The sequence below is a fragment of the Arcobacter sp. 15-2 genome (assembly GCF_047159865.1).
Lineage (GTDB): Bacteria > Campylobacterota > Campylobacteria > Campylobacterales > Arcobacteraceae > JAIOSF01.
On the sequence record NZ_AP038804.1, the window covers coordinates 829,281 to 849,633 of the forward strand.

Sequence of the window (20,353 nt, forward strand, 5' to 3'; positions counted from 1 at the left end):
AGGCAAACAATGAAAGCTCAAAATTTAGATCATGAATTAGAAACAATACTCCAAAATTTTGAAGAACTTCACCCAGCTGATATAGCTGGAGAACTTAAACAAATCAATAAAAAAGATAAAGAAAAGTTTTATGCTATTTTACATAAAATTCCAGAAGAGTTTTTAGGAGATGTTTTACTCGAACTTCCTGAATCTTTAAGAGATAAAGCATACAAATCTCTCTCTTCTGGTGAAATATCACAAGCACTAAAAACACTCGAAACAGATGATGCAACAGATATCATTCAAGATATTGAAGAGATTGATCAGCAAAAAGCATCTGCTGTTTTAAATTCATTGGATCAAGATGATCAGGATGATATTAATTGGCTAAAAAAATACGATGAAGATGTCGCTGGTGCGTATATGCAGATCGAGCTTTTTAGTGCTAATCAAAATGAAACAATTCAAGACTCAATCAATAGACTAAAAATGCAAAAAGAAAAAAACAAACTCGAAAATGTGCATCAAGTTTTTGTTACTGATGATAATAGTACCTTATTAGCTGCACTCTCATTAGAAGATCTTTTGACTTATGATTTTGATATCACATACAAAGAGATACTTCTCCTTGATATAGAAAACAACTACAAGCCATTATCAGTAAAAGCTGAAGATGATATAGAAAATGTCGTAAAACTTTTTGAAAGTTATAATCTTTCTGTTGTCGCAGTAACTGGATATAAAAATAGATTACTTGGAAGAATCACCTCTGATGATATTTTAGATGTTGTTGAACAAAGTGCAACAGAACAGATGTATCAACTAGCAGGGGTTGATGATGAATTTGAGCAAGAGGAAGAGCTTTTACAAACAAGTAAAAAAAGAGCTTCTTGGTTATTTATCAACCTACTTACAGCGATATTAGCTTCAATAGTGATTGGTGTTTTTGATGAAACTTTAAAACAGTATATTGCGCTTGCAATTTTAATGCCAATTGTAGCCTCAATGGGTGGAAATGCAGGAACACAAACTCTAGCTGTAATGGTTCGTCAATTAGCACTTGGAGATATCAATGAGCAAAATGGGAAAGATGCTGTCAAAAAAGAGATACTTATCGCACTTTTAAATGGCTGTTTATTTGCAGTTTTATTAGGAGGTATTGCAGCTTTTTGGTTTAATAATATTATACTAGGTTTTGTTATTGCGCTCTCAATGGTTATTACCCTTTTTAGTGCAGGTTTTTTTGGTGCAGTGATCCCTTTGGCACTCAAAAAAGTTGATATCGACCCAGCAATTGGTAGTACTGTTTTACTTACTACAGTAACTGACATTATGGGATTTTTTAGTTTTCTTGCTTTAGCAACATATTTCTTAGTATAAGGGTTATTGTGGATATTATCGAAGTAGAAGAGATACTACACAAAAATGATTTAGTTATGGTATATTTTAGTGGTAATAATTGTGGCGTTTGTACAGCACTCATGCCAAAAATCAAAGAAAGTTTTACCAAGAATTTTCCAAAAATGAAACAAGTATATATCAATGCAAATGATTTTCCAAAAACTGCGGCACATTATAATATTTTTACCATACCATCAGTACTTATTTTTTTTGAAAATAAAGAAACAAAAAGAGAAAGTCGACATATTTCTGTAGATAACTTAGTACTATCTACAAAAAGAGTCTATGATATTTTTTTTAGTTAAAAGGAATTTATTATGAAAAAAACTTTATATATAACATTGATTGTTTTTCTATCTTTGCAACTCATACCCGCCAAAATTAACAACCCATCAAGTGATAAAAATCTAGAGATAAAAGCACCTCAGGAGGTTATGAGTATTTTAAAAAGGTCTTGTTATGATTGCCATTCTAACGAAGTGAAAACACCGTGGTATGCAAGTATAGCCCCTGCATCATTTTTTATCAAAAATCATGTAGATTTAGGAAGGAAATGGCTCAATTTTTCTACTTGGGAAAATTACTCAGAAAAAGATAAAGATAAAAAACTACAAGGAATTTTTAGAACAGTATATGCAGCTATGCCATTAGCGAGTTATGTATCATTGCATAAAGATGCAAAACTTACAAAAGATGAGATAAAACTTATGAGAGATTGGACAGGAAAAGCACCATTTTAGTTTAGCTCTACTAATCCCTCGTTATCTAAGGGTAGTTCAATAATAAAGTTAGCTCCATAATACTCCTTTTCTCCATAGATAAAAGTTTTGTTTTCTACTTTTAAAATACCATTCATATTTTCAATAATTTGGTGTGTCATATAAAGACCTAATCCTGTTCCTTGAGTCTGGTGTTTTGTAGTAAAATAGGGTTCAAATATTTTATTGATAATTTCACTAGGGATTCCACCCGCATTATCTTGAATATTGATGATGACATTGTTATTGTTTTTTTCAGCGGATATAAGAATATATTTTTCATTAGAAAAAGTATTCAATGTTGTAAAAATATCTGCAGCATTATTAAATATATTTAAAAAAACTTGGACTAACTCATTTTCAATCCCTTGTATATTAAAAGTTTCATGAAAATGTTCGATAACATTTATATTATTTGCCTTTAGATTTGCATTTACTATTGCCAAAGTTTTTTGAATAGTTAAAGTTACTTCAAATGTAGTTGTAGTTTTATCAGCTTTCAGAAAATTCTGAAAACTCTCAATAGTTTCACTTAAAAATTTTGTATTTTCAACTATATTGTCTAGCTCTTTAATAGTCTCCTCTCGCTCCTCTATCTCGAACTCATAATTAAGTTTTATCCCTCCAGCCGCAATAGATATGGCACAAAGTGGCTGTCTCCATTGATGAGAGATATTTCCTATCATCTCCCCCATTGAAGCCATTTTTGTTTGATCAACAAGAATTTTTTCTTGTTTTTTTAAATCGGTTATATTTAAAACAGCAATAATCTTAAGCAACTTATTATCTATATCAATATTTCGTTCTTTAAATTGAACATAATACTTTTTCCCTTTTTGAGTAAAGATTGTTTCTTCAAAGAAATGATCGATTTTATTATCTAAAATGTCATTTTTATGATCATCTGTTATCTTATTAAATATCTCAAATATCTCTTTATTTAAAATTTCATTTTTTGATGAATATTCTAAAAATGAAACTGCTTCATTGTTACAATTGATACAAATGTTCTTTTCAAAAATGAACATTGCACCAATTGAAGCATCTAAAAGTTCTTTGAATTGTTTAAGGCTATACTCTATTTGTTCATTTTGTTCTATAATAATTTTTTTTGTTCTAGACGATTGTACTAGAATATCTACTTTAAGAATAAACTCTTCATTTAAAAAAGGTTTTTTTAGAAAATCTTTTGCTCCACCTTTTAGTGCATCACGAACTACAGATGGATGTTCATCATCAGATAAAGCTAATACGAAAAAACTATTTAAAAGATACATATCTCTTAATCCCTCAAGTACATTTAAACTTGAAATCTCTTGTAGATTCATATCTAGTATCAATAAAGAGATCTCATTGTTTTTTAATATCTCTAAACCTTCATTTAAACTTGTAGCAATGAGTACTTTATAGTTTCTACTTTGCAACATAGTTGCTATTTGAACACAAAGAGTTTCCGAGTTGTCAATCACTAAAATTGTTTCATCATTATTTGTATACAAAGAATATACACTTTCAGCAATATCATCTATAATATAATCTAACTTCTTATTTAAAAGGTGATAGTCAATAATCCCTTGTGCAAAATACTCCTCTCTTTGAGAAGCCTCGTCATCACTACTTACAAGGATAATTTTAAACTCTGGATATGAAGATATCGTTTCAAAAATATTTGTGTGAGATTCACTCAAAATATCTGTATTTAAAATAATTAAATCTATTTTATTTTTTGATTTTTTTAAATAAGAAGTGATCTCTTGTTCATCAGAAACCTCTCTAACTTCAAATTTATATTCGGCGAGTCTTTTAGCCATTTGTGAACTAAGCTCTTTATTTTTATCTATTATTAAAATACGAATTTGTTTATCTTTTTTCATCAAATCATTCTATCGTAATTCTATTAAATTTTAAAGTATCTTATTGAAGCAAAACCTTTTGCACCAGTTTGTATTACTGATTTTACATTTTCTGCATCAATTATTCCACCTAATGCAATAACCAAAAAATCTTCTTGTTGATATTTCGATACAATATCTTTTAAATTATCTAACCCTTTGGGTTTTCCCTTATCTTTCTTAAAAAAAATAGGTGAATAGGTCACAGCATCAGATTTGTATTTTTTTGCTAAGAGGATATCCTCTTCTGTATGACAACTAATGATAGTAAAAAGTTCGTTTTTTTTCATATCTTTCAAAAGATAAAATTGAGAGGAGTTTAAATGTATCCCATCAAAACCCAATTCAGTACAGAGTTCTATTTCACTATTAATAAGAATTTTTGGTACTTTATATTTTCGACCAATTTCAAGACAAGTTTGTGCTAGTATTTTTTTCTTTATACTCTTTTTATCTCTAAAGCATAGAATATCAACTTCAAAATGCATTAAAGCTTTACTCAAATTTCTTTTTAACTCTTCTGGAGTAGTGCCAAATTCATCAGGGTCAGTAATAAGATAAGATATAAAAAAAGGAGACTTCGATGAAGCCTCCTTTTTTATTGTATGCGTTGTCACTTCTTTCATGACTCACACTAGTTTAATGTGACAAGTCACACTAAATTTAGTGATCTTCCTCCGCTAACATAACTGAACCAGAAATATAAACATAAGTAAGAATCATAAAAATAAATGCTTGTAAAATACCAAAAGCAAATAATAAAAAGAATCCTGATAAAGGTGCAATCCAAGGTACTAACATAAGAAGAACCATTAGGAACATATCATCACCTTTGATTCCTCCAAAAAGTCTGAATGATAATGAAACAACTCTTGAAAGATGAGAGATAAGCTCAATAGGGAACATCAATGGTGCAAGTGCAGGAACAGGTCCCATCATGTGACCAAAATATTTACCAATACCATTAATTTTAATACCAAGGTAGTTGTAGTATACAAAAACAATAACTGCTAGTGCAAGTGTAAAGTTAATATTAGCTGTTACTGATTCAAAACCTGGAATAACACCCATTAAGTTTCCTGTAACAATTAACAATCCTAATGTTGCAATTAAAGGCATAAACCTTTTTGCATTCTCTTTACCCATACTATCTGCACCAATAGAAACTACACCTTGAATGTAAGCCTCCATAACATTTTGCGTACCAGTTGGAACTAAAGCCATTTTTCTTGTAGCCATTCGTGCAATCAATAAAACGATAACTGCTGCAAGTATTAAGTGAGCCCCAATGTGTGGTAATTGGTCATGACCTACTAATTCACCTAAGAATGTAAATAATCTACCTTCCATCTATTTTCCTTTTGTCTGTAATTAATTATCTCTCTATGAGAATTTATTCCGTCATTATATTGTAGTTATTATAAATATTTTATAAAAGCTTTTTTATTAAGATTGTATTATAATAGGATATACGATTTTATAGGAATTTAATGATTATACAAAACAATGCAATATTTATTGCCGATGCTCATTACAATGTTGAAAGAGGAGATCTATTTACTCTTTTATCGCATATAAATAATGACCATATACAATGTTCACAACTATTTCTCATGGGAGATATTTTTGATTTTTTAGCTGATGAAATAGAATATTTTAAACTTATAAACCAAAAAATAATATCTCTTATAAACGACCTTTCTATAAGCCATGAAGTGATATATTTAGAAGGAAATCATGATTTTAATCTTGCAAATATTTTTCCAAAAACAAAAATAATCACTAGAGAGTCACAGCCATTTTATATTGAACAAAATGGGATCAATATTGCTTTAGCTCATGGAGATATTTTCATGACAAAGTCTTATGAATTTTTCACATCAATCTTCAGAAATCATAAATTTTTACAATTTATCAACTTTATAGACTTTAGTAACATTTTTACACAGTTTGCTGAAAAAAAGCTTCTTCAAAAAACAATTTGTCATGAGATGAGTGAGTTTTCCAAATTTATAGATACAAGAATTCAAAATTATAACGATTTGAAAAAAACTGATCTTATTATAGAGGGACATTATCATCAAGGATATATAGGAAATAATTATATAAATATTCCATCTTTAGCGTGTAATAATAAATATTTGATATACCAAAACAAGCAATTTAGCTTTAATACACTATAATTATATTTATGGATAATTACGAATATACTCAACTATTAAAAAACTTAAATCAAAAACTTCAAAACATAGAATTGATACTTAAACCAGATGAGATTAGTTCTAGACTTGAAGAGATAAAAACAATAGAACAAGACCCTGAATTTTGGTCAAATCAAGAACTAGCGACAAAAACAGCACAAGAAAAAAATAGACTTTTAAGTAAACTTAGTAAATTTAACAAAGCAAACGAAGCTATTACAGATGCCAACGAATTGTATGAGATGGCAGTTGAAGAAAAAGACGAAGATACTATCGAAACTCTTTTTGAAGAATCTTCTAATTTACAACAAATTTTACAGCAAACAGAGATAGAAGTGATGTTAAGTGGAACAGATGATGGTAGTAATGCTATTGTTTCTATACATCCAGGTGCTGGTGGTACGGAGTCTTGTGACTGGGCAAATATGCTTTACCGTATGTATCTTAGATGGGCGGAGCGAAAAGGATTCAAAGTAGAAGTACTAGATCATCAAAATGGTGATGAAGCAGGAATCAAAGATGTAAGTATTATCATCTCTGGTATAAATGCTTATGGTTACTTAAAAACAGAAAATGGCATCCATAGACTAGTAAGAATCTCTCCTTTTGATTCAAATGCAAAAAGACATACATCGTTTGCTTCAGTGATGGTATCTCCTGAAGTTGATGACAATATTGATATTGAAGTTGAAGAGAAAGATATCAGAATTGATACATACAGAGCTAGTGGTGCTGGTGGTCAGCATGTTAATAAAACAGAATCTGCAATTAGAATTACACATATAGAAACAAATATCGTTGTACAATGTCAAAATGACAGAAGTCAACATAAAAATAAAGCTAGTGCAATGAAAATGCTAAAGTCTAGACTCTATGAGTTAGAGTTAGAAAAACAAGCAGCTGAAAAACAAGGTATCTCAAAAAGTGAAATTGGATGGGGTCATCAAATCCGTTCTTATGTGATGCAACCATACCAACAAATTAAAGATACAAGAAGTAATATAGGGTATAGTAATGTAGATGCTATTTTAGATGGTGACCTAGATAAAATGATAGAAGATGTTTTAATCGCACAAAGTAAATAATAAAGTGAAAAAATGAAAAGAATATTAAGCGTTGATGCCAATTTACTCAATAGTAAAATTATTGAACAAGATATTAAAGTTTATTTTGATTCTATTGATGAAAAATTTGAGTTTTTTGTTGCTCAAACGCCTCAAAATACTTTAGATATAATCAATACTCACAATATTGATATAATCTTTTTAGATATCTCTTCAAAATTTTATGATGGTATTAAACTTTTAAAATATATTAAGCAACAGCCTACAAGACAATCAAAAATTGTAGGTGTAACTGTTTTAGATGATCATACATATCGTTTTAAAGCCCTTAAATATAAAGTGTACCGATATATTTATAAACCTTACGACAATAAAGAGATTGAGACTGTACTCAAAAAATATTTTTCACGAAACTATTATACAAAAGAGATTAATAGAATTGAAAATTTTATTAACATCGAAGATATTCAACACCCTACAGAAAAATTTGAAAACCTCAATGCAATCAAAGAAGAAGATCTAGAACTTGTTAGTAGTTATCAAAAAAGACACATAAAACATACAGCACACGAATTTACAGAATTATATGATGAGTGGGGTTATGATGTAGAGGATTTAAATGATTTAGAACTTTCACTTGATAAACTAATGATGAGTATACTTATGGATGATGATTTTGAAGCAGCTTTACCAGATATTATAAATATATTAGAAACATACAATAAATTTTTATATATTTTTACAGAGTTTGAAGAGTTAAGTAAAGTTGTTTACTCTATTGTAATACTTTTGCGAGAGATAGAGTTCGATAAACTTGAAAGCTTTACTATGATCTCTAAATTAGTTTTAACAGTTATTCAAGATTTAGTAGAATGGAAAGAGAGAGTTTTTATAGCACAAGATACTGATGATGTTTATTACATCAATGATCCTATTTTAAATAGTTATGTACAAATTCAAGACCTTTTAACTTAAGAAGATCTATGCTAAAAGTTTTTACAACTATAGAGGATAAGAATCTTGCGTTTCATGTTACAGATGATATCGATTCAGTTAAATTAGCAAGAAAAGCATTAGCTAAAAAATATAAATTTGATCATACTACATTACACTCAATGGATCAAATACATTCAAATATAGTTAAAAATATCTCGATGCAATCACCTATTCAAACTTGTGATGCAATTATTACAGATCAACCAAATACACCTCTTATGGTTTTAGTAGCTGACTGTATTCCGATTTTATTTTTTGATGAAACTATCAATGTCATTGCCGTTGCCCATGCAGGTCGTGTAGGTACTTTTAATAATATAGCATCAAATACTATTCGCAAAATGGTTGATAACTATAACTGTGATGTGACAAATATTCAAGTTGTTTTAGGACCGAGTATTCAAAAATGTTGTTATGAAGTTTCAGAAGAGATGGCTCAAGAGGTTTTGAATAAATTTGGAGCAAAGTTTTTAGATAATAGAAACATCGATTTACAAGCTATCAATAAACACCAACTCCTTAAAATTGGTGTACTATCAAGTAATATAGAGATATCTTCCATTTGTACAAAATGTTCAAATCACCCCTACTTTTCTTATAGAAAAAACAAATCTTGCGGAAGATTTGCAGGGTTGATTATGATCGACTAGTTTATTTTTTGATTAATGTATTGATTGTTTTTTCACCAATATTTGAAGGTACTCTTGTTCCTTTATAAATAACTGTTCCATTTATATCAATTACCACTTGAGTTGGCGTACCGCGAACTTTATAATCTCTTGTGATTTCATTACTCATAATAATAGAATATGGAATATCATGCTTCATTTCATATGCTTCTATATTATCCATAGAGTCTTTTACACCAATATTAATAGCAATAATTTCTAATTTATCATTGTATTTTTCGTGTAACTCTTTCAATGCAGGTACCTCTTGTTCACAATACGGACACCAAGTTGCCCAAAATGTTAACCAAACTGCTTTTTTCCCTTGAAATTGTGACAATGAAATCTTTTTCCCATCAAGTGTTGTTCCTGTAAAATCTATTGCTTTTTGTCCCATCTCTATAGCATTTAAACTGCTTACAGAAAATAGCATAGCTAAAATCAAAATTATTTTTTTCATTTTATATCCTTCTTGTATAATATATCAATACTACATTTTTTTTGTGTAGTGTATATGTAATGTTACTTCTCTTGTTCTTTTTGCTCTTTTATCGCTAAAGCTTCCTCTTCTAAGAATGTTTTGATATAAAGTTTTTCTACTTTAATTCTTGCCCAATACTCTTTTCGCAAAAACTTCAAACTTGAATTTACTGAAGGATCAGAATTAAAACAGTTTATATTTATCTTTTTGCCTAACTCTTCCCATCCATAAAACTCTACGAGTTTATTTACTATTGTTTTTAATGTAAGACCATGTAGTAAATCATTTGGATTATTATTCATCTTATTTTTCCTTATTTTCAAACCAATTTTTTTGTTCTTCTTTAGTGTAATATGTCCAAGCAACAAAACGAGTTTGCTTTTGCCCTTGAGTCATCTCTATAGTTTCTATTTGTTCTGGATTTTGTTTTTTTAGTTCTTTATATATCGCTTCTAAATTCTCTTTTTTAGAAACAAGAGAAGTAAACCATAAACAATTATCTTTATAACTCTTACTCTCATTTATCATTTTAGATATAAACGATACTTCACCACCTTCACACCAAAGTTCGTTATGTTGTCCACCAAAATTTAAAGATACTTTTTTATTTTTCCCTTTTGAAAGATTTAAAAGTTTTCTCTTTGTACCCTCTTTTGCCTCTTTTTTCGATTTATGAAAAGGTGGATTACACATTGTAAAATCTATTTTATCATTTTTTTTAATAATATTTGTAAAGATATATTCTTTTGAGGATTGAGTTCTTAGCTCAATTTTATTTTTTAAAGAGTGATTTAAGTCTACAATGTCTTGTGCATTTTTTATAGAAACTGCATCTATATCACTTCCGATAAATTTCCACTCATAACTTCTATTTCCTACTATAGGATAGATGCAGTTTGCACCTACTCCTACATCTAAAGCTTTGATACTATTACCTTTTGGTATTATATCACTATTACTCTTTGCCAATAAATCAGCTAAATAATGAATATAGTCTACCCTACCTGGAATAGGAGGACATAAATATTTTTTAGGTATCTTCCAATCTATTTGATAAAAGTGTTTTAATAGTGCCTTATTTAATGCCATTACTGCATCATTTGAATGAAAATCTATAGACAGATCACCATATTGGTTCTTTTTTATATAGTGTGCTAACTCTTTTGAACTGTTTATAAGTTCACCAAAATCATATCTTTCATTATGAAGGTTTCTAGGATGTAGTGTTTTCATCTATTTTTTAGTTGATCTCTTCTGCTATATAAAATGTAGTTAAACCAGATTGTTTATCGTAGTTTGCACCATCTTTCTTTTTATAACTATCTACTATAGCTCGGGCTTTGATATGTGATGATTCGTTTGATAAAATTACTTTTTTATCTTCTTGTGTTAAGATACTTCTTTCTAATGATTTTTTAAATCTTGAAGCTCTATGTTTATCTAATATAGTATATTTCACAACATTAATATCTCTTTTTCTATCAATAGTTGCCATTTTTTTAGGGTCTTCAAATCGTAAGATTCTATTTCCATGAGATGTGATTTTCATTGTAATTGCTGTTTCTATATCTTTTTCATCTTCAATAATGATATATTCTGCACCATTAACGCAGACAATATCTTTTGATACTCTTTTTATATCTTTAATGAGTGTCTTTTTACCTTTTGCCATATCTTATCCTTCTATTTGCTGCATTATATCTAAATTAGAAGTTAATCAACATTAGTCTATAATTACATCTCTAAATTAATACAAAGACACTTCAAATGATACATGAAATAGCACAGTTTATAACCGACCAAATTTTTGATATGGGATACTTAGGTATCTTCTTACTAATGCTAATTGAGAGTTCATTTATCCCTTTTCCTAGTGAGATAGTTTTAGTTCCTGCTGGGTATTTGGCCTCAAAAGGGGATATGGATATTTCACTTATTTTATTAGCCTCATTATTAGGTTCTATTGGAGGGGCACTTATAAATTATTTTGGTGCATTATATGTAGGGAGAAAGTTTTTACTTAAATATGGTAAATATATTTTGATTTCTGAAGAAACACTTGATAAAATGGAAAACTTTTTTAAAAAACATGGTGCCATCTCTACTTTTACAGGAAGATTAATACCTGGTATTAGACAACTTATCTCTATACCTGCAGGACTATCAAAAATGAATCTAAAAGTTTTTATCTTTTATACTTCTCTTGGGGCATTAATATGGAGTATAATCCTTGTAGCTTTAGGATATTTAATAGGTGAAAACCAAGAACTTATAAAAGAGTACCTATCTCAAATTGTAACTATTACTTTAGTTTGTGTTGCACTTATTACTGCAATGTATATCTACAATCATAAAAGAAAAAATGCCTAAAAATATTGAACCTACTGATATAAGAGAAAAGTGTTATGAGTGCTATCGACCAAAAAAAAGCTGTATGTGTGAGTATATACAAAAAATAGATACAAACACTCGATTTATTATCATCATGCATCCTAAAGAGTTCAAAAAAACTAAAAATAATACAGGAAGATTTACTCACCAGTCTTTGCCTAACTCTAAAATATATATAGGTATAGATTTTAATAATGACAACGAAATAAACTCTATTATAAATGATAAAAACAACTCTTGTTATGTTTTATATCCAGGTGATGATAGTATTAAACTAAATCATCAAACGATTCAAAAAGAAAATAAAAGAAATGTAATTTTTATCATCGATTCTACATGGCCATGCTCAAATAAAATATTAGCAGTAAGTAAAAATATAAGCGCTTTACCTAAAGTGAGTTTTGTACATGATAAATCATCGGCTTACAAAATCAAAACACAACCAAATAAATACTGTTTATCAACGATGGAATCTACTTTATGTATTTTAGAACTTTTAAATAAACACAAAATAGAAAATATAGAACAAAAAGCTTTAGATGGTTTTCTTTTACCTTTTGAAAAAATGGTTGAGTATCAAATTGATTGTGTCTTGAGTTCTGATAGTAAAAATCCTCGTTTTTTAAAACGATAACTTTATTATTGGTTAACTTACAAAGTTAATCTCTAAAAAAAAACAACTGTTATGAATTTAAAGATAAAATCAAATCCACAAATTATGTCATAAAAAGGAAAATAAATGATAAAAAAAGTACTATTTTTAGCGATGTTCGCAACCGCTCTATTTTCAAATAGTTTTAACCAAAATAGCAACATAGGTAGTTTTGAATTAACAGATCAATTTGATAAAAAACATACAGTAAATAGTGATGTAAAAACTATGATAGTTTCATTTGAAAAAGGAACTTCTGCAGATCTAAACGATTTTCTTGCAACTAAAGAGAAAGGTTTCTTAGAAGCCAATAATGCCGTTTTTATAGCTGACATTTCAGGTATGCCTTCTATTATTACAAAAATCTTTGCATTGCCAAAAATGAAAAAATATAACTACAACATCTTACTTATAACAGATGATGAAGATAAAAGATTTTTACAACAAGAAGAAAAACTTACAGTATATAAATTAAACAATGGTATAGTAACAAGTGTTCAATATATTACAAAAGAAGATATCCCTTCACTATTCTAATCTCTCAACTTTTATAAATATCAAGAATAAACTATTTTCTTATTCTTGATATGGTTCTTCGTTTGTCAATCGACTATCAACTAATCCTCTACCAATAGTAAAATGATACAAAGACTGAAATTTACTATTTTCTAATCCTAATACATCATGCATTATATCATCTAAAAAACACCCTATTCCAGTAGCACTCAATTTCAATGAAGTAGCCTCCAAATAAAGCTGTTGTCCTATTGCTCCACAGTTCCAATATAACTCTTTATATCTATGTGCTCCATATTGCACTAATTGTTTATCAAACTCAACTAACATCCCTAAAGAAAAGGCGCCGTGAGCTGCTATATCTTGACTACACGAAATAGTTTTGGCTATGAGCTTAAAGTCACCACCTTGAAGAAGATATAAATCATCTACAGTACTTTCCACTTTTTCCCATAAAAAAGTACTTTTTGTTATCGACTGTAGTTCCTCTTTACTGTCTTTGTTACCCAAAAGTATATAAAGTCCTGATGGTAAATTTTCTACACTATGTACAAATAGTACCAAATTTACTGCTTGATTCTCTTTTGTTTCGACACTTTTAAGTATAGTTTCAAATTGTTTTTTTGTAATATTTGCATCATCTTTATTCATCACTTGAGCTGAGCGTCTTTTTAAAACAACATCTTTTGAACTATATTCACAAGTTCTTAAACTATTTTTTTCACTTTTCATAAGCCCTATTTTACTAGACTCAAGAGTTGCAGCATTTTCTATTTTTTCAAGTATCTCCCAGTTGTGTCTTGATTGACTTAACATATTTGCTTTTCCAAAATATTCATCTTGTAAAGATGCTCTTAATTGTAAAATATCTAGATTTTGTTTCTCATTGTTTTTACTTACAAGCAAAAGCATATCAGCAGATTCAATCTCTTCAGGTACATACCTAGAACTATCATTTAAACCTATTAAAGATGATATCTCTTGAGTATTTGCATCAAGTAGCTGAATATTCCAGCCTAAAATTTTTGCTGATATTTCAAGTGCTTTATAAGCATGACCACAATCAAGTTGCGTATATCGCCATGATCTCTCACCATATTTCCACGCCTCTCTCCAAACAATAGAAGTAAGCCCTACAATAAAAGAATCTTTTGGAATATCTAGTTTTTCTTTGGGTTTCGCTAAAAGTTCAAGATGATGATTTTTTACTCCATAATGATACAGTCCATCCTCGATACCCTCTATATCATTTGCTAATATATACGATTCTGTTGGTTGCAAGTTACCACTTGACGCATTACATCGTAAAGCCCAAGATTGACCTTCGTAAGATTTAATAGCTGCTAATCCTAAAGAAAATTGAAAAAACTGACTAATCGATTCTATACATAAAGGGGCTTTTTCAGTTGTACCTTCATCAAATATGTCTTTGTAGGCTAAAGTTGTATTTGTAAAAGACAAAGGAAGTTTGATCTGTTTTGTATCTTTATAACTTCTATAAGGGTCTGGTTGGGTTGCCCAGTCCATATATCCTAAAGAGCGTGCGTATCGTGTGGGTGCGTGTTTTGTTTCGTTGTGGTAAGTGTATACCATCTGTAAATTATTATTCATAAACTCATATTAACAAAGATAAATATATATAATCTTACAGAAAAAAACTAAACATAAAACCTATAACTTCTACAAATCTCTTTTTGATAAAATTTGTAAAATTAAATCAAGATTTTAAAACAAAAGGATACAAATGCCAAAAATTGGAATACTCGTTGCAAGTGCAGGGAATAATAGAAAATTAGGAGATACACTTAAAGAGTTAGCACAAAAACAAAATGTAGAAGTTCAGATTATTAATTTAGTTGATTTAAATTTACCCCTATACAGTACAGTAGAAGAGGAAAGAAATGGTATCCCTGATACAGCAAAAGACTTAGCAGAACAAATATTAGCACATAAAGCATTTATAATAGTTGCCCCAGAATATAATGGAGTGATGCCTCCTGTTTTAAACAATGCTATGGCATGGACTTCTCGATCAACAGATTGTTGGAGAGATGCTTTTAATGATAAAACAGTAGGACTAGCAACTCACAGTGGTGGAGGTGGAGAAAAAGGTCTTCAAGCTATGAGATTGATGTACCAACACTTGGGTGCTAATATTTTAGCAAGAGAACTACTAACAACTTATGAAAAACCACTCAACCAAGAAACTGCAAACCTAATGATTGAGCAATTAGTAAAACTTTCTAAAGACTAATATTTTTGTCTTTAGAACTAAGACACAATTTTAGGATTTTTTAACAATACATCTAGTACCATCTTAAAAAGAATTAAGGTAAGAGATGTCAAAAAAGAACTCTGTAATTTTCGCTATATCATCTTTATTTTTTTCCATTAGTTTTCTCTCGATTGGCTATGGAATGATCATGACATTTGTTGGTATTTTTCTTAAAGAAAATGGCTCAACAGATATGGTTATCGGGATTATCAATGCTGCATTTTTTTTAGGTGCTATGGCATCTTCTATTTTTAGCCAAAAAATAATCTCTAGTGTTGGTCATATACGAAGTTTTGTGACCTTTGCTTCTTTGATGGTTATAACATTTTTACTTCATGCTTTATTTCTAAATGAATTTTTTTGGACGATTCTACGGTTTGTTTCAGGTTTTGCTTACTATGGGTTACTTATCATTCTAGAAAGCTGGCTCAATGAAAAAAGTACCAATGAACAAAGAGGTCAGATACTAGCAATTTATACAACGATTTTCTATTTAGCAACAGCTCTTGGTCAGTTACTTCTAAATATTAATGAAGATTTTAAACATATGATTTTTTCTATAGGTGCTATTTTAGTTCTTTTTTCTGTTATATTTATAGCAATGACAAAAATAAAAGAACCTGTTTTACAGCCATTTGAAAGATATAGTTTTCCAAAACTTTATAATATTGTTCCATTATCAGTAACAGGAAGTTTCATCGGTGGTTTTTTAATTGGTGGTTTTTTTACAATGATCCCTTTATATATATTAAACACTTTTGACTCAAAAGAGGTTTTGTCTTTTTTTATGACCTTTACTCTTATTGGAGGGCTTCTTTCCCAATGGCCTATTGGGAAACTTTCTGATATGTATGGAAGAAGAAAACTGATTGCTTTTACAGGTTTTTCTACTGCTTGTATTTCAATACTATTTATTATTTTATCTCCTAGTGAAACCCTACTCTATGTTTTAGGTTTATTGTTAGGTGTTAGTATTTTTTGTATATATCCACTTAGTTTATCACGCGCAAATGATGTTATTGATGAGAATAAAGATATAGTAGAGATATCAAGAGCGTTACTTTTTGCATACGGTACAGGTTCTTTTTTAGCTCCTATTATTATTGGGATTGGATTTAGTTATTTAAATCAAAATATATTATTTATCATATTTACAGTTTTAGGAATCTATTTAGCTTTCTATTCACTCTCTAAAAAACGAATAGCAGATGATGATATGAGTGTTTTTGTAAATGTTCCTTTAACTTCAAGTAGTGTTATCCCTGAGATTGATCCACGACAGGATCAAGAGTGGGTTGACGAACAACAAACCAATAATATTTAAGGAATTACATGACTCTTTTACTGATATATTTTTTTGTCGCTGTTGGTATATCTTTTATCTGTTCTATTTTAGAAGCAGTTATTCTTTCAACAACGCCTACTTATATAAAAGTACTAAAAAATTCTCATGCTAAAATTGGTAAACAACTCGAAAAACAAAAAAAAGATATCGATAAATCGATAGGATCAATACTAACACTCAATACTTTTGCTCATACTTTAGGAGCAGCTGGTGTTGGAGCAGAAGCTGCAAAGATATTTGGGGAAGAGTATATGTTTTATGTCTCTGCAATTTTAACAATTTTGATTTTGGTTTTTTCAGAAATCATACCAAAAACTATTGGAGCATATTATTGGAAAGAGTTAAGTAGTATGAGTTCATATATGATTCGCTTTTTAGTTTTTATTACATATCCTCTTTTGGTTGGTATGGAGTTTATTACAAAAGCAATTGCAAAAGATAAAAATAAAAATAAGATCACAAAAGATGAACTTGAAGCAACTGTTGTCATGAGTGAAGAAGCAGGTATACTCAAAGAAAAAGAGATTAATATTATAGGAAATATTTTCGAATTAAGAGAACTTCGTGTTGAAGATATTTATACTCCTAGAAATGTTCTTTTTGCACTTCCTAAAGATACTTTATTGGAGAGTTTAAGTAAAAATGACAAATCAATTATTGATTTAGAAAAACTCAAAGAGTACTCAAGAGTTCCTATTTATAAAGAAAATATCGATGATATTGTGGGAGTTGTTTTTGCAAAAGAGTTTTTTTATGAATTTATAGAGCAAAAAATAAAAAATAAAAAAGAGATTATTAAACCTGTTTATAAAGTACATAAAAATATCCCTCTTCCAAAACTTATTGACTTGTTTATTGTCAGAAAAGAACATCTTTTTATAGTGATTGATAGCTATGACCAAACAGCTGGTATCGTAACTCTTGAAGATGCTATAGAAACACTTTTGGGTCTTGAGATCGTTGATGAATTTGATAACAACCCAAATATGAGAGAACTTGCAAAAAGTTTAAAAGCTTTTAAAAATAATCTTTAATATATTATAACTTTTTCTCTTGATTTATTTTTATAAACTCAAGCACTTTTTGCCCACTTTTTGATGAACCATATTGGGAACTATCAATATATAAATGATAATTTTCTTTATCATTCCACTCTTTTTTTGTAAAATGATAACAATAATTTGCTCTTTTTATATCTATAGTTTTAAGATCATCTTTTGTAAAAGTTGTGTTTAAATTGTATTGAGTATTGATTCTTTTTTCTCTATAATCCATATTTGCATGAACAAAAATATTAATACAATTAGGATGATCTTTTAAAATAAAATTTGCACATCGTCCTACAATAACAGCAGACTCCTTCGCACAAATATCTCTTATGATTTTACTTTGTATTAAAAAAAGTGCATCTTTAGGGGGAATTTCATCATTTACATAATTGAAATTTTGTTCATATAATTCATACAATAAAGAGTTTGTTAGTTTTTGTTCATTTTCCTCAATATACTCTTTTGTATATCCTGTTTTTTGGGCTGTTAAATCTATTAGATCTTTATCATAAAAAGCTATTCCTAACTCTTTAGCTATATATTTACCTATCTCATGTCCTCCACTACCAAATTCTCTTGAAATTGTTAGTACAAAAGTATTATTATATTTTATACTTAAATCTTCTACATTTGGTTTTTGTGAAGATTCATCAGTAAGCCATTTTTCTATCATAGGAAGTTTTAAACTAATAAATTTAATCAACACCCCAATAGATAAAGCAGCAATAATACTCCCCTCTCGTATCCCTACTAGTTCACCTAAAAAGAAAAAAGAGCTCACAATCCCTGTGATAACCATCATACTATCCATAGAGATTTTTACTTTACCAAACTCCTTTTTAAAAGTTTGTGCAATAACAACAACCAATCCCTCAACAGGAAGATAAGTAAGTTTCGATTTTACTACTAAAAATATTCCAAACGCTAAAACAACACATGAGACTAAACACAAGATAAATTGTACTATATAACTTGTTGGTTCAATGTTTACAACCAATACCATAGCAGTGTCTATACAATATCCAAAAAATATAATTGCAGGAAGTTGTACAAGTTGTATGAGGTTATAATTTCGGCGAAGTATTGCCATTTGCATTAGCATAAACAACACATTAATCAGAATCATCAATTCACCTATACTCAAAGGAAATCTCAAACTATAAATATAAGGAACACACGATATAGGAGAAACTCCTATATCTGCTTTTATGGACAATGCAACCCCCACAGACATAATAAAAAGTCCTACAGTAAGAGCAATAATTCTTTTAAAATAAGTTATATTGAGTGTTGTCATTGTTTTCTTTTACAGTTTTTTTCCATTAATATAAAATGAATTTTTTTCAAGTTTTATATCAAAAATTGATTTCTCTTTTTGTACATTTGTATTGTATCTTCCTATAGGAAGAGTTTGTGAAAGTTGAGTCACTGTCTGATTATCTAAACTTATTTTTCCTTTTATGTCTATGTACTGTAAAATATAGGCATTATTTGCATATTTTGAAATATCATTCTTTTTGATATCCATATTTAGATCTATTGAAATATCTTTTGCACTTAAATTGTTGTTTTTAATATTTTTTATGTGAGAATTTAAGTTTATTGAAAATCCATTATTTATTATCTCTTGTAATTTTGGTTCTAAATTTTGTTGCAACTTATAATCATCAGAAAAACTGTCACTGAGTATTCGTAAAGGTTGTTCTGAAATATTTGTCATATTTATACCCAGTGCAAACTTATCTATTTTTGTATGTAAACTTTTTGCATTGAGCGTGATATCATTAAATATATAATCTGTATTTATCGAAACTTGATCATCTTTTGTTGCCATTGTTGTATTCAGAAAATTTTGAGAGCTTTCATATTTCAAATCTTCTATTGATGCTCTTTGTTGTTGTTTTAAATGAAATTTTATTGTTTCAATTTTTGCTTTTTCATCAAAGTTAAAGTCATCTGTGTATATCAATTTATCTTTTATACCATCAAAATAAACAAGTAAATACTCGCTTGTTTTACTTAAATTGAATGTAATATTTTGTATTGAAGTTTCATAAATATTGTTTTCAATTTTCATCTCAGGTTTTAATATCTTTGCAACAATATCTTTGTCTTGTATCACTAAGTCGTTAAGTGACACATATATAAGCTGACCTTCTGTATTAAAATGTGCATTTAACTGCAACTCTTTTATAAAATTTTTAAGATGAATATTTTCAGACATAGTATTTTGTAAATCTTCTGGCAGCTGATCCAAAATCAACTCTACTTTGACTTTACTAGGGAATAGATTTGAGTTATTCATTGTTCCTTTAAAAGATATTTCATTAAAAATCATACCATTTTTTGTAAGGCTATTGAGAGTTTCTAGGTCTATTTGAGTTTCATTAGATATATAATCGAGTAGTTTAACTGTATTGGTGAACTTGATTTCGATATCTCTTTGACTCTCAAAGTAACCTTTATGATTGGTTACTTTTAAATCTAAACCTTTATCTATAAGCTCATTTTTCTTTTCACTGATAATAGAATCTATAGAACTCTTTGTAATATAAGGTAAACCACCCACAACAAAACCCGCAGCAACTATCGAAGCCAATCCTAATTTTAATTTTGACATTTTATTTCCTCTATTTATTATCTGTTGGATTGTATCAAGCAAGTACTTAAAATATATGTAAT

23 protein-coding genes are annotated in these 20,353 nt (G+C 28.9%); 13 read left to right on the forward strand and 10 right to left on the reverse strand.

All coding sequences use genetic code 11. The features are described from left to right. The first annotated feature begins 9 nt into the window (after positions 1–9). Genes mgtE through ACMCMH_RS04440 form a run of 3 tightly spaced genes read left to right on the forward strand, consistent with a single transcriptional unit; the run spans position 10 to position 2,123 of the window. Positions 10–1,362: a magnesium transporter gene (gene mgtE / locus ACMCMH_RS04430; RefSeq protein ID WP_412727491.1), complete on the forward strand. Its 1,353-nt coding sequence runs from the start codon at positions 10–12 to the stop codon at positions 1,360–1,362. A gap of 8 nt (positions 1,363–1,370) precedes the next feature. Then, positions 1,371–1,688, forward strand: coding sequence for a thioredoxin family protein (locus tag ACMCMH_RS04435; RefSeq protein ID WP_412727493.1), 318 nt, complete (start codon positions 1,371–1,373; stop codon positions 1,686–1,688). Between the two features lie 12 nt (positions 1,689–1,700). After that, the gene (locus tag ACMCMH_RS04440; protein ID WP_412727495.1) at positions 1,701–2,123 is read left to right on the forward strand and encodes a heme-binding domain-containing protein; all 423 of its coding nucleotides are present in this window, start codon (positions 1,701–1,703) and stop codon (positions 2,121–2,123) included. Here ACMCMH_RS04440 and ACMCMH_RS04445 read toward each other — a convergent pair. Genes ACMCMH_RS04445 through ACMCMH_RS04455 form a run of 3 tightly spaced genes read right to left on the reverse strand, consistent with a single transcriptional unit; the run spans position 2,120 to position 5,383 of the window. Then, positions 2,120–4,015 (reverse strand): response regulator, encoded by a 1,896-nt coding sequence (locus ACMCMH_RS04445; RefSeq protein WP_412727497.1) that lies wholly within the window; start codon positions 4,013–4,015, stop codon positions 2,120–2,122. The genes ACMCMH_RS04440 and ACMCMH_RS04445 overlap by 4 nt on opposite strands. A 23-nt stretch (positions 4,016–4,038) precedes the next feature. Continuing rightward, on the reverse strand, positions 4,039–4,659 hold the full coding sequence (locus ACMCMH_RS04450) for a thiamine phosphate synthase (protein WP_412727499.1): 621 nt from the start codon (positions 4,657–4,659) through the stop codon (positions 4,039–4,041). A 37-nt stretch (positions 4,660–4,696) separates the two neighbouring features. Beyond that, a complete protein-coding gene (locus ACMCMH_RS04455) occupies positions 4,697–5,383 on the reverse strand; it encodes a F0F1 ATP synthase subunit A (RefSeq protein ID WP_412727501.1) in 687 nt (228 codons plus the stop codon). Between the two features lie 140 nt (positions 5,384–5,523). Between ACMCMH_RS04455 and ACMCMH_RS04460 the strand changes: the two genes are divergently transcribed. The 4 genes from ACMCMH_RS04460 to pgeF are packed head-to-tail and all read left to right on the forward strand — an operon-like array spanning position 5,524 to position 8,944. Continuing rightward, on the forward strand, positions 5,524–6,216 hold the full coding sequence (locus ACMCMH_RS04460; protein WP_412727503.1) for a UDP-2,3-diacylglucosamine diphosphatase: 693 nt from the start codon (positions 5,524–5,526) through the stop codon (positions 6,214–6,216). A gap of 8 nt (positions 6,217–6,224) precedes the next feature. Next, the gene (prfB, locus tag ACMCMH_RS04465; protein ID WP_412727505.1) at positions 6,225–7,319 is read left to right on the forward strand and encodes a peptide chain release factor 2; all 1,095 of its coding nucleotides are present in this window, start codon (positions 6,225–6,227) and stop codon (positions 7,317–7,319) included. 12 nt (positions 7,320–7,331) lie between these two features. Next, positions 7,332–8,273: a two-component system response regulator gene (locus tag ACMCMH_RS04470; RefSeq protein WP_412727507.1), complete on the forward strand. Its 942-nt coding sequence runs from the start codon at positions 7,332–7,334 to the stop codon at positions 8,271–8,273. An 8-nt stretch (positions 8,274–8,281) separates the two neighbouring features. Next, positions 8,282–8,944, forward strand: a complete 663-nt coding sequence (gene pgeF / locus ACMCMH_RS04475) for a peptidoglycan editing factor PgeF (protein ID WP_412727509.1) — start codon at positions 8,282–8,284, stop codon at positions 8,942–8,944. A 1-nt stretch (position 8,945) separates the two neighbouring features. Here the strand turns inward: pgeF and ACMCMH_RS04480 are convergent, their stop codons facing one another. From ACMCMH_RS04480 to ACMCMH_RS04495, 4 genes are all read right to left on the reverse strand, one after another. After that, a complete protein-coding gene (locus tag ACMCMH_RS04480; RefSeq protein ID WP_412727511.1) occupies positions 8,946–9,422 on the reverse strand; it encodes a TlpA family protein disulfide reductase in 477 nt (158 codons plus the stop codon). Between the two features lie 62 nt (positions 9,423–9,484). Continuing rightward, positions 9,485–9,745 carry a VF530 family DNA-binding protein gene (locus ACMCMH_RS04485; protein ID WP_412727513.1) on the reverse strand — a complete coding sequence of 87 codons (261 nt, stop codon included), beginning with the start codon at positions 9,743–9,745 and terminating at the stop codon, positions 9,485–9,487. A gap of 1 nt (position 9,746) precedes the next feature. Beyond that, complete coding sequence (gene rlmF / locus ACMCMH_RS04490) at positions 9,747–10,676, reverse strand: 23S rRNA (adenine(1618)-N(6))-methyltransferase RlmF (protein ID WP_412727515.1); 930 nt, start codon at positions 10,674–10,676, stop codon at positions 9,747–9,749. A 7-nt stretch (positions 10,677–10,683) separates the two neighbouring features. After that, complete coding sequence (locus ACMCMH_RS04495) at positions 10,684–11,115, reverse strand: hypothetical protein (RefSeq protein WP_412727517.1); 432 nt, start codon at positions 11,113–11,115, stop codon at positions 10,684–10,686. Between the two features lie 95 nt (positions 11,116–11,210). Here ACMCMH_RS04495 and ACMCMH_RS04500 point away from each other — a divergent pair, with 95 nt between their 5' ends. The 3 genes from ACMCMH_RS04500 to ACMCMH_RS04510 all read left to right on the forward strand — a co-directional run bounded on the left by ACMCMH_RS04500 (position 11,211) and on the right by ACMCMH_RS04510 (position 13,023). Next, positions 11,211–11,813 (forward strand): DedA family protein, encoded by a 603-nt coding sequence (locus ACMCMH_RS04500; protein WP_412727519.1) that lies wholly within the window; start codon positions 11,211–11,213, stop codon positions 11,811–11,813. After that, positions 11,806–12,468, forward strand: coding sequence for a tRNA-uridine aminocarboxypropyltransferase (locus ACMCMH_RS04505; RefSeq protein ID WP_412727521.1), 663 nt, complete (start codon positions 11,806–11,808; stop codon positions 12,466–12,468). The genes ACMCMH_RS04500 and ACMCMH_RS04505 overlap by 8 nt, the downstream gene beginning before the upstream one ends. Before the next feature lie 105 nt (positions 12,469–12,573). Beyond that, the gene (locus ACMCMH_RS04510) at positions 12,574–13,023 is read left to right on the forward strand and encodes a hypothetical protein (protein ID WP_412727523.1); all 450 of its coding nucleotides are present in this window, start codon (positions 12,574–12,576) and stop codon (positions 13,021–13,023) included. Between the two features lie 39 nt (positions 13,024–13,062). On the opposite strand, the gene ACMCMH_RS04515 is transcribed toward ACMCMH_RS04510, so the two are convergent. Further along, a complete protein-coding gene (locus ACMCMH_RS04515) occupies positions 13,063–14,613 on the reverse strand; it encodes a SagB family peptide dehydrogenase (protein ID WP_412727525.1) in 1,551 nt (516 codons plus the stop codon). Between the two features lie 133 nt (positions 14,614–14,746). Between ACMCMH_RS04515 and ACMCMH_RS04520 the strand changes: the two genes are divergently transcribed. The 3 genes from ACMCMH_RS04520 to ACMCMH_RS04530 all read left to right on the forward strand — a co-directional run bounded on the left by ACMCMH_RS04520 (position 14,747) and on the right by ACMCMH_RS04530 (position 17,656). Continuing rightward, positions 14,747–15,256: an NADPH-dependent FMN reductase gene (locus ACMCMH_RS04520; protein WP_412727527.1), complete on the forward strand. Its 510-nt coding sequence runs from the start codon at positions 14,747–14,749 to the stop codon at positions 15,254–15,256. Between the two features lie 85 nt (positions 15,257–15,341). Then, a complete protein-coding gene (locus tag ACMCMH_RS04525; protein ID WP_412727529.1) occupies positions 15,342–16,601 on the forward strand; it encodes an MFS transporter in 1,260 nt (419 codons plus the stop codon). Between the two features lie 8 nt (positions 16,602–16,609). Further along, the gene (locus ACMCMH_RS04530; RefSeq protein ID WP_412727531.1) at positions 16,610–17,656 is read left to right on the forward strand and encodes a CNNM domain-containing protein; all 1,047 of its coding nucleotides are present in this window, start codon (positions 16,610–16,612) and stop codon (positions 17,654–17,656) included. Between the two features lie 4 nt (positions 17,657–17,660). Here the strand turns inward: ACMCMH_RS04530 and ACMCMH_RS04535 are convergent, their stop codons facing one another. Further along, positions 17,661–18,968 carry a DUF6198 family protein gene (locus tag ACMCMH_RS04535; RefSeq protein WP_412727533.1) on the reverse strand — a complete coding sequence of 436 codons (1,308 nt, stop codon included), beginning with the start codon at positions 18,966–18,968 and terminating at the stop codon, positions 17,661–17,663. 9 nt (positions 18,969–18,977) lie between these two features. After that, entirely contained in the window at positions 18,978–20,291 is a 1,314-nt protein-coding gene (locus ACMCMH_RS04540) for a hypothetical protein (RefSeq protein WP_412727535.1), read from the reverse strand. Between the last annotated feature and the right edge of the window lie 62 nt (positions 20,292–20,353).

Excerpts from the sequence above, each read along its gene's own strand:
- mgtE (WP_412727491.1), top strand. The coding sequence starts at position 10 with ATGAAAGCTCAAAATTTAGATCATGAATTAGAAACAATACTCCAAAAT.
- ACMCMH_RS04440 (WP_412727495.1), top strand. The coding sequence starts at position 1,701 with ATGAAAAAAACTTTATATATAACATTGATTGTTTTTCTATCTTTGCAA.
- ACMCMH_RS04445 (WP_412727497.1), bottom strand. The coding sequence starts at position 4,015 with ATGAAAAAAGATAAACAAATTCGTATTTTAATAATAGATAAAAATAAA.
- ACMCMH_RS04450 (WP_412727499.1), bottom strand. The coding sequence starts at position 4,659 with ATGAAAGAAGTGACAACGCATACAATAAAAAAGGAGGCTTCATCGAAG.
- ACMCMH_RS04455 (WP_412727501.1), bottom strand. The coding sequence starts at position 5,383 with ATGGAAGGTAGATTATTTACATTCTTAGGTGAATTAGTAGGTCATGAC.
- ACMCMH_RS04460 (WP_412727503.1), top strand. The coding sequence starts at position 5,524 with ATGATTATACAAAACAATGCAATATTTATTGCCGATGCTCATTACAAT.
- prfB (WP_412727505.1), top strand. The coding sequence starts at position 6,225 with ATGGATAATTACGAATATACTCAACTATTAAAAAACTTAAATCAAAAA.
- ACMCMH_RS04470 (WP_412727507.1), top strand. The coding sequence starts at position 7,332 with ATGAAAAGAATATTAAGCGTTGATGCCAATTTACTCAATAGTAAAATT.
- pgeF (WP_412727509.1), top strand. The coding sequence starts at position 8,282 with ATGCTAAAAGTTTTTACAACTATAGAGGATAAGAATCTTGCGTTTCAT.
- ACMCMH_RS04480 (WP_412727511.1), bottom strand. The coding sequence starts at position 9,422 with ATGAAAAAAATAATTTTGATTTTAGCTATGCTATTTTCTGTAAGCAGT.
- ACMCMH_RS04485 (WP_412727513.1), bottom strand. The coding sequence starts at position 9,745 with ATGAATAATAATCCAAATGATTTACTACATGGTCTTACATTAAAAACA.
- rlmF (WP_412727515.1), bottom strand. The coding sequence starts at position 10,676 with ATGAAAACACTACATCCTAGAAACCTTCATAATGAAAGATATGATTTT.
- ACMCMH_RS04495 (WP_412727517.1), bottom strand. The coding sequence starts at position 11,115 with ATGGCAAAAGGTAAAAAGACACTCATTAAAGATATAAAAAGAGTATCA.
- ACMCMH_RS04500 (WP_412727519.1), top strand. The coding sequence starts at position 11,211 with ATGATACATGAAATAGCACAGTTTATAACCGACCAAATTTTTGATATG.
- ACMCMH_RS04505 (WP_412727521.1), top strand. The coding sequence starts at position 11,806 with ATGCCTAAAAATATTGAACCTACTGATATAAGAGAAAAGTGTTATGAG.
- ACMCMH_RS04510 (WP_412727523.1), top strand. The coding sequence starts at position 12,574 with ATGATAAAAAAAGTACTATTTTTAGCGATGTTCGCAACCGCTCTATTT.
- ACMCMH_RS04515 (WP_412727525.1), bottom strand. The coding sequence starts at position 14,613 with ATGAATAATAATTTACAGATGGTATACACTTACCACAACGAAACAAAA.
- ACMCMH_RS04520 (WP_412727527.1), top strand. The coding sequence starts at position 14,747 with ATGCCAAAAATTGGAATACTCGTTGCAAGTGCAGGGAATAATAGAAAA.
- ACMCMH_RS04525 (WP_412727529.1), top strand. The coding sequence starts at position 15,342 with ATGTCAAAAAAGAACTCTGTAATTTTCGCTATATCATCTTTATTTTTT.
- ACMCMH_RS04530 (WP_412727531.1), top strand. The coding sequence starts at position 16,610 with ATGACTCTTTTACTGATATATTTTTTTGTCGCTGTTGGTATATCTTTT.
- ACMCMH_RS04535 (WP_412727533.1), bottom strand. The coding sequence starts at position 18,968 with ATGACAACACTCAATATAACTTATTTTAAAAGAATTATTGCTCTTACT.
- ACMCMH_RS04540 (WP_412727535.1), bottom strand. The coding sequence starts at position 20,291 with ATGTCAAAATTAAAATTAGGATTGGCTTCGATAGTTGCTGCGGGTTTT.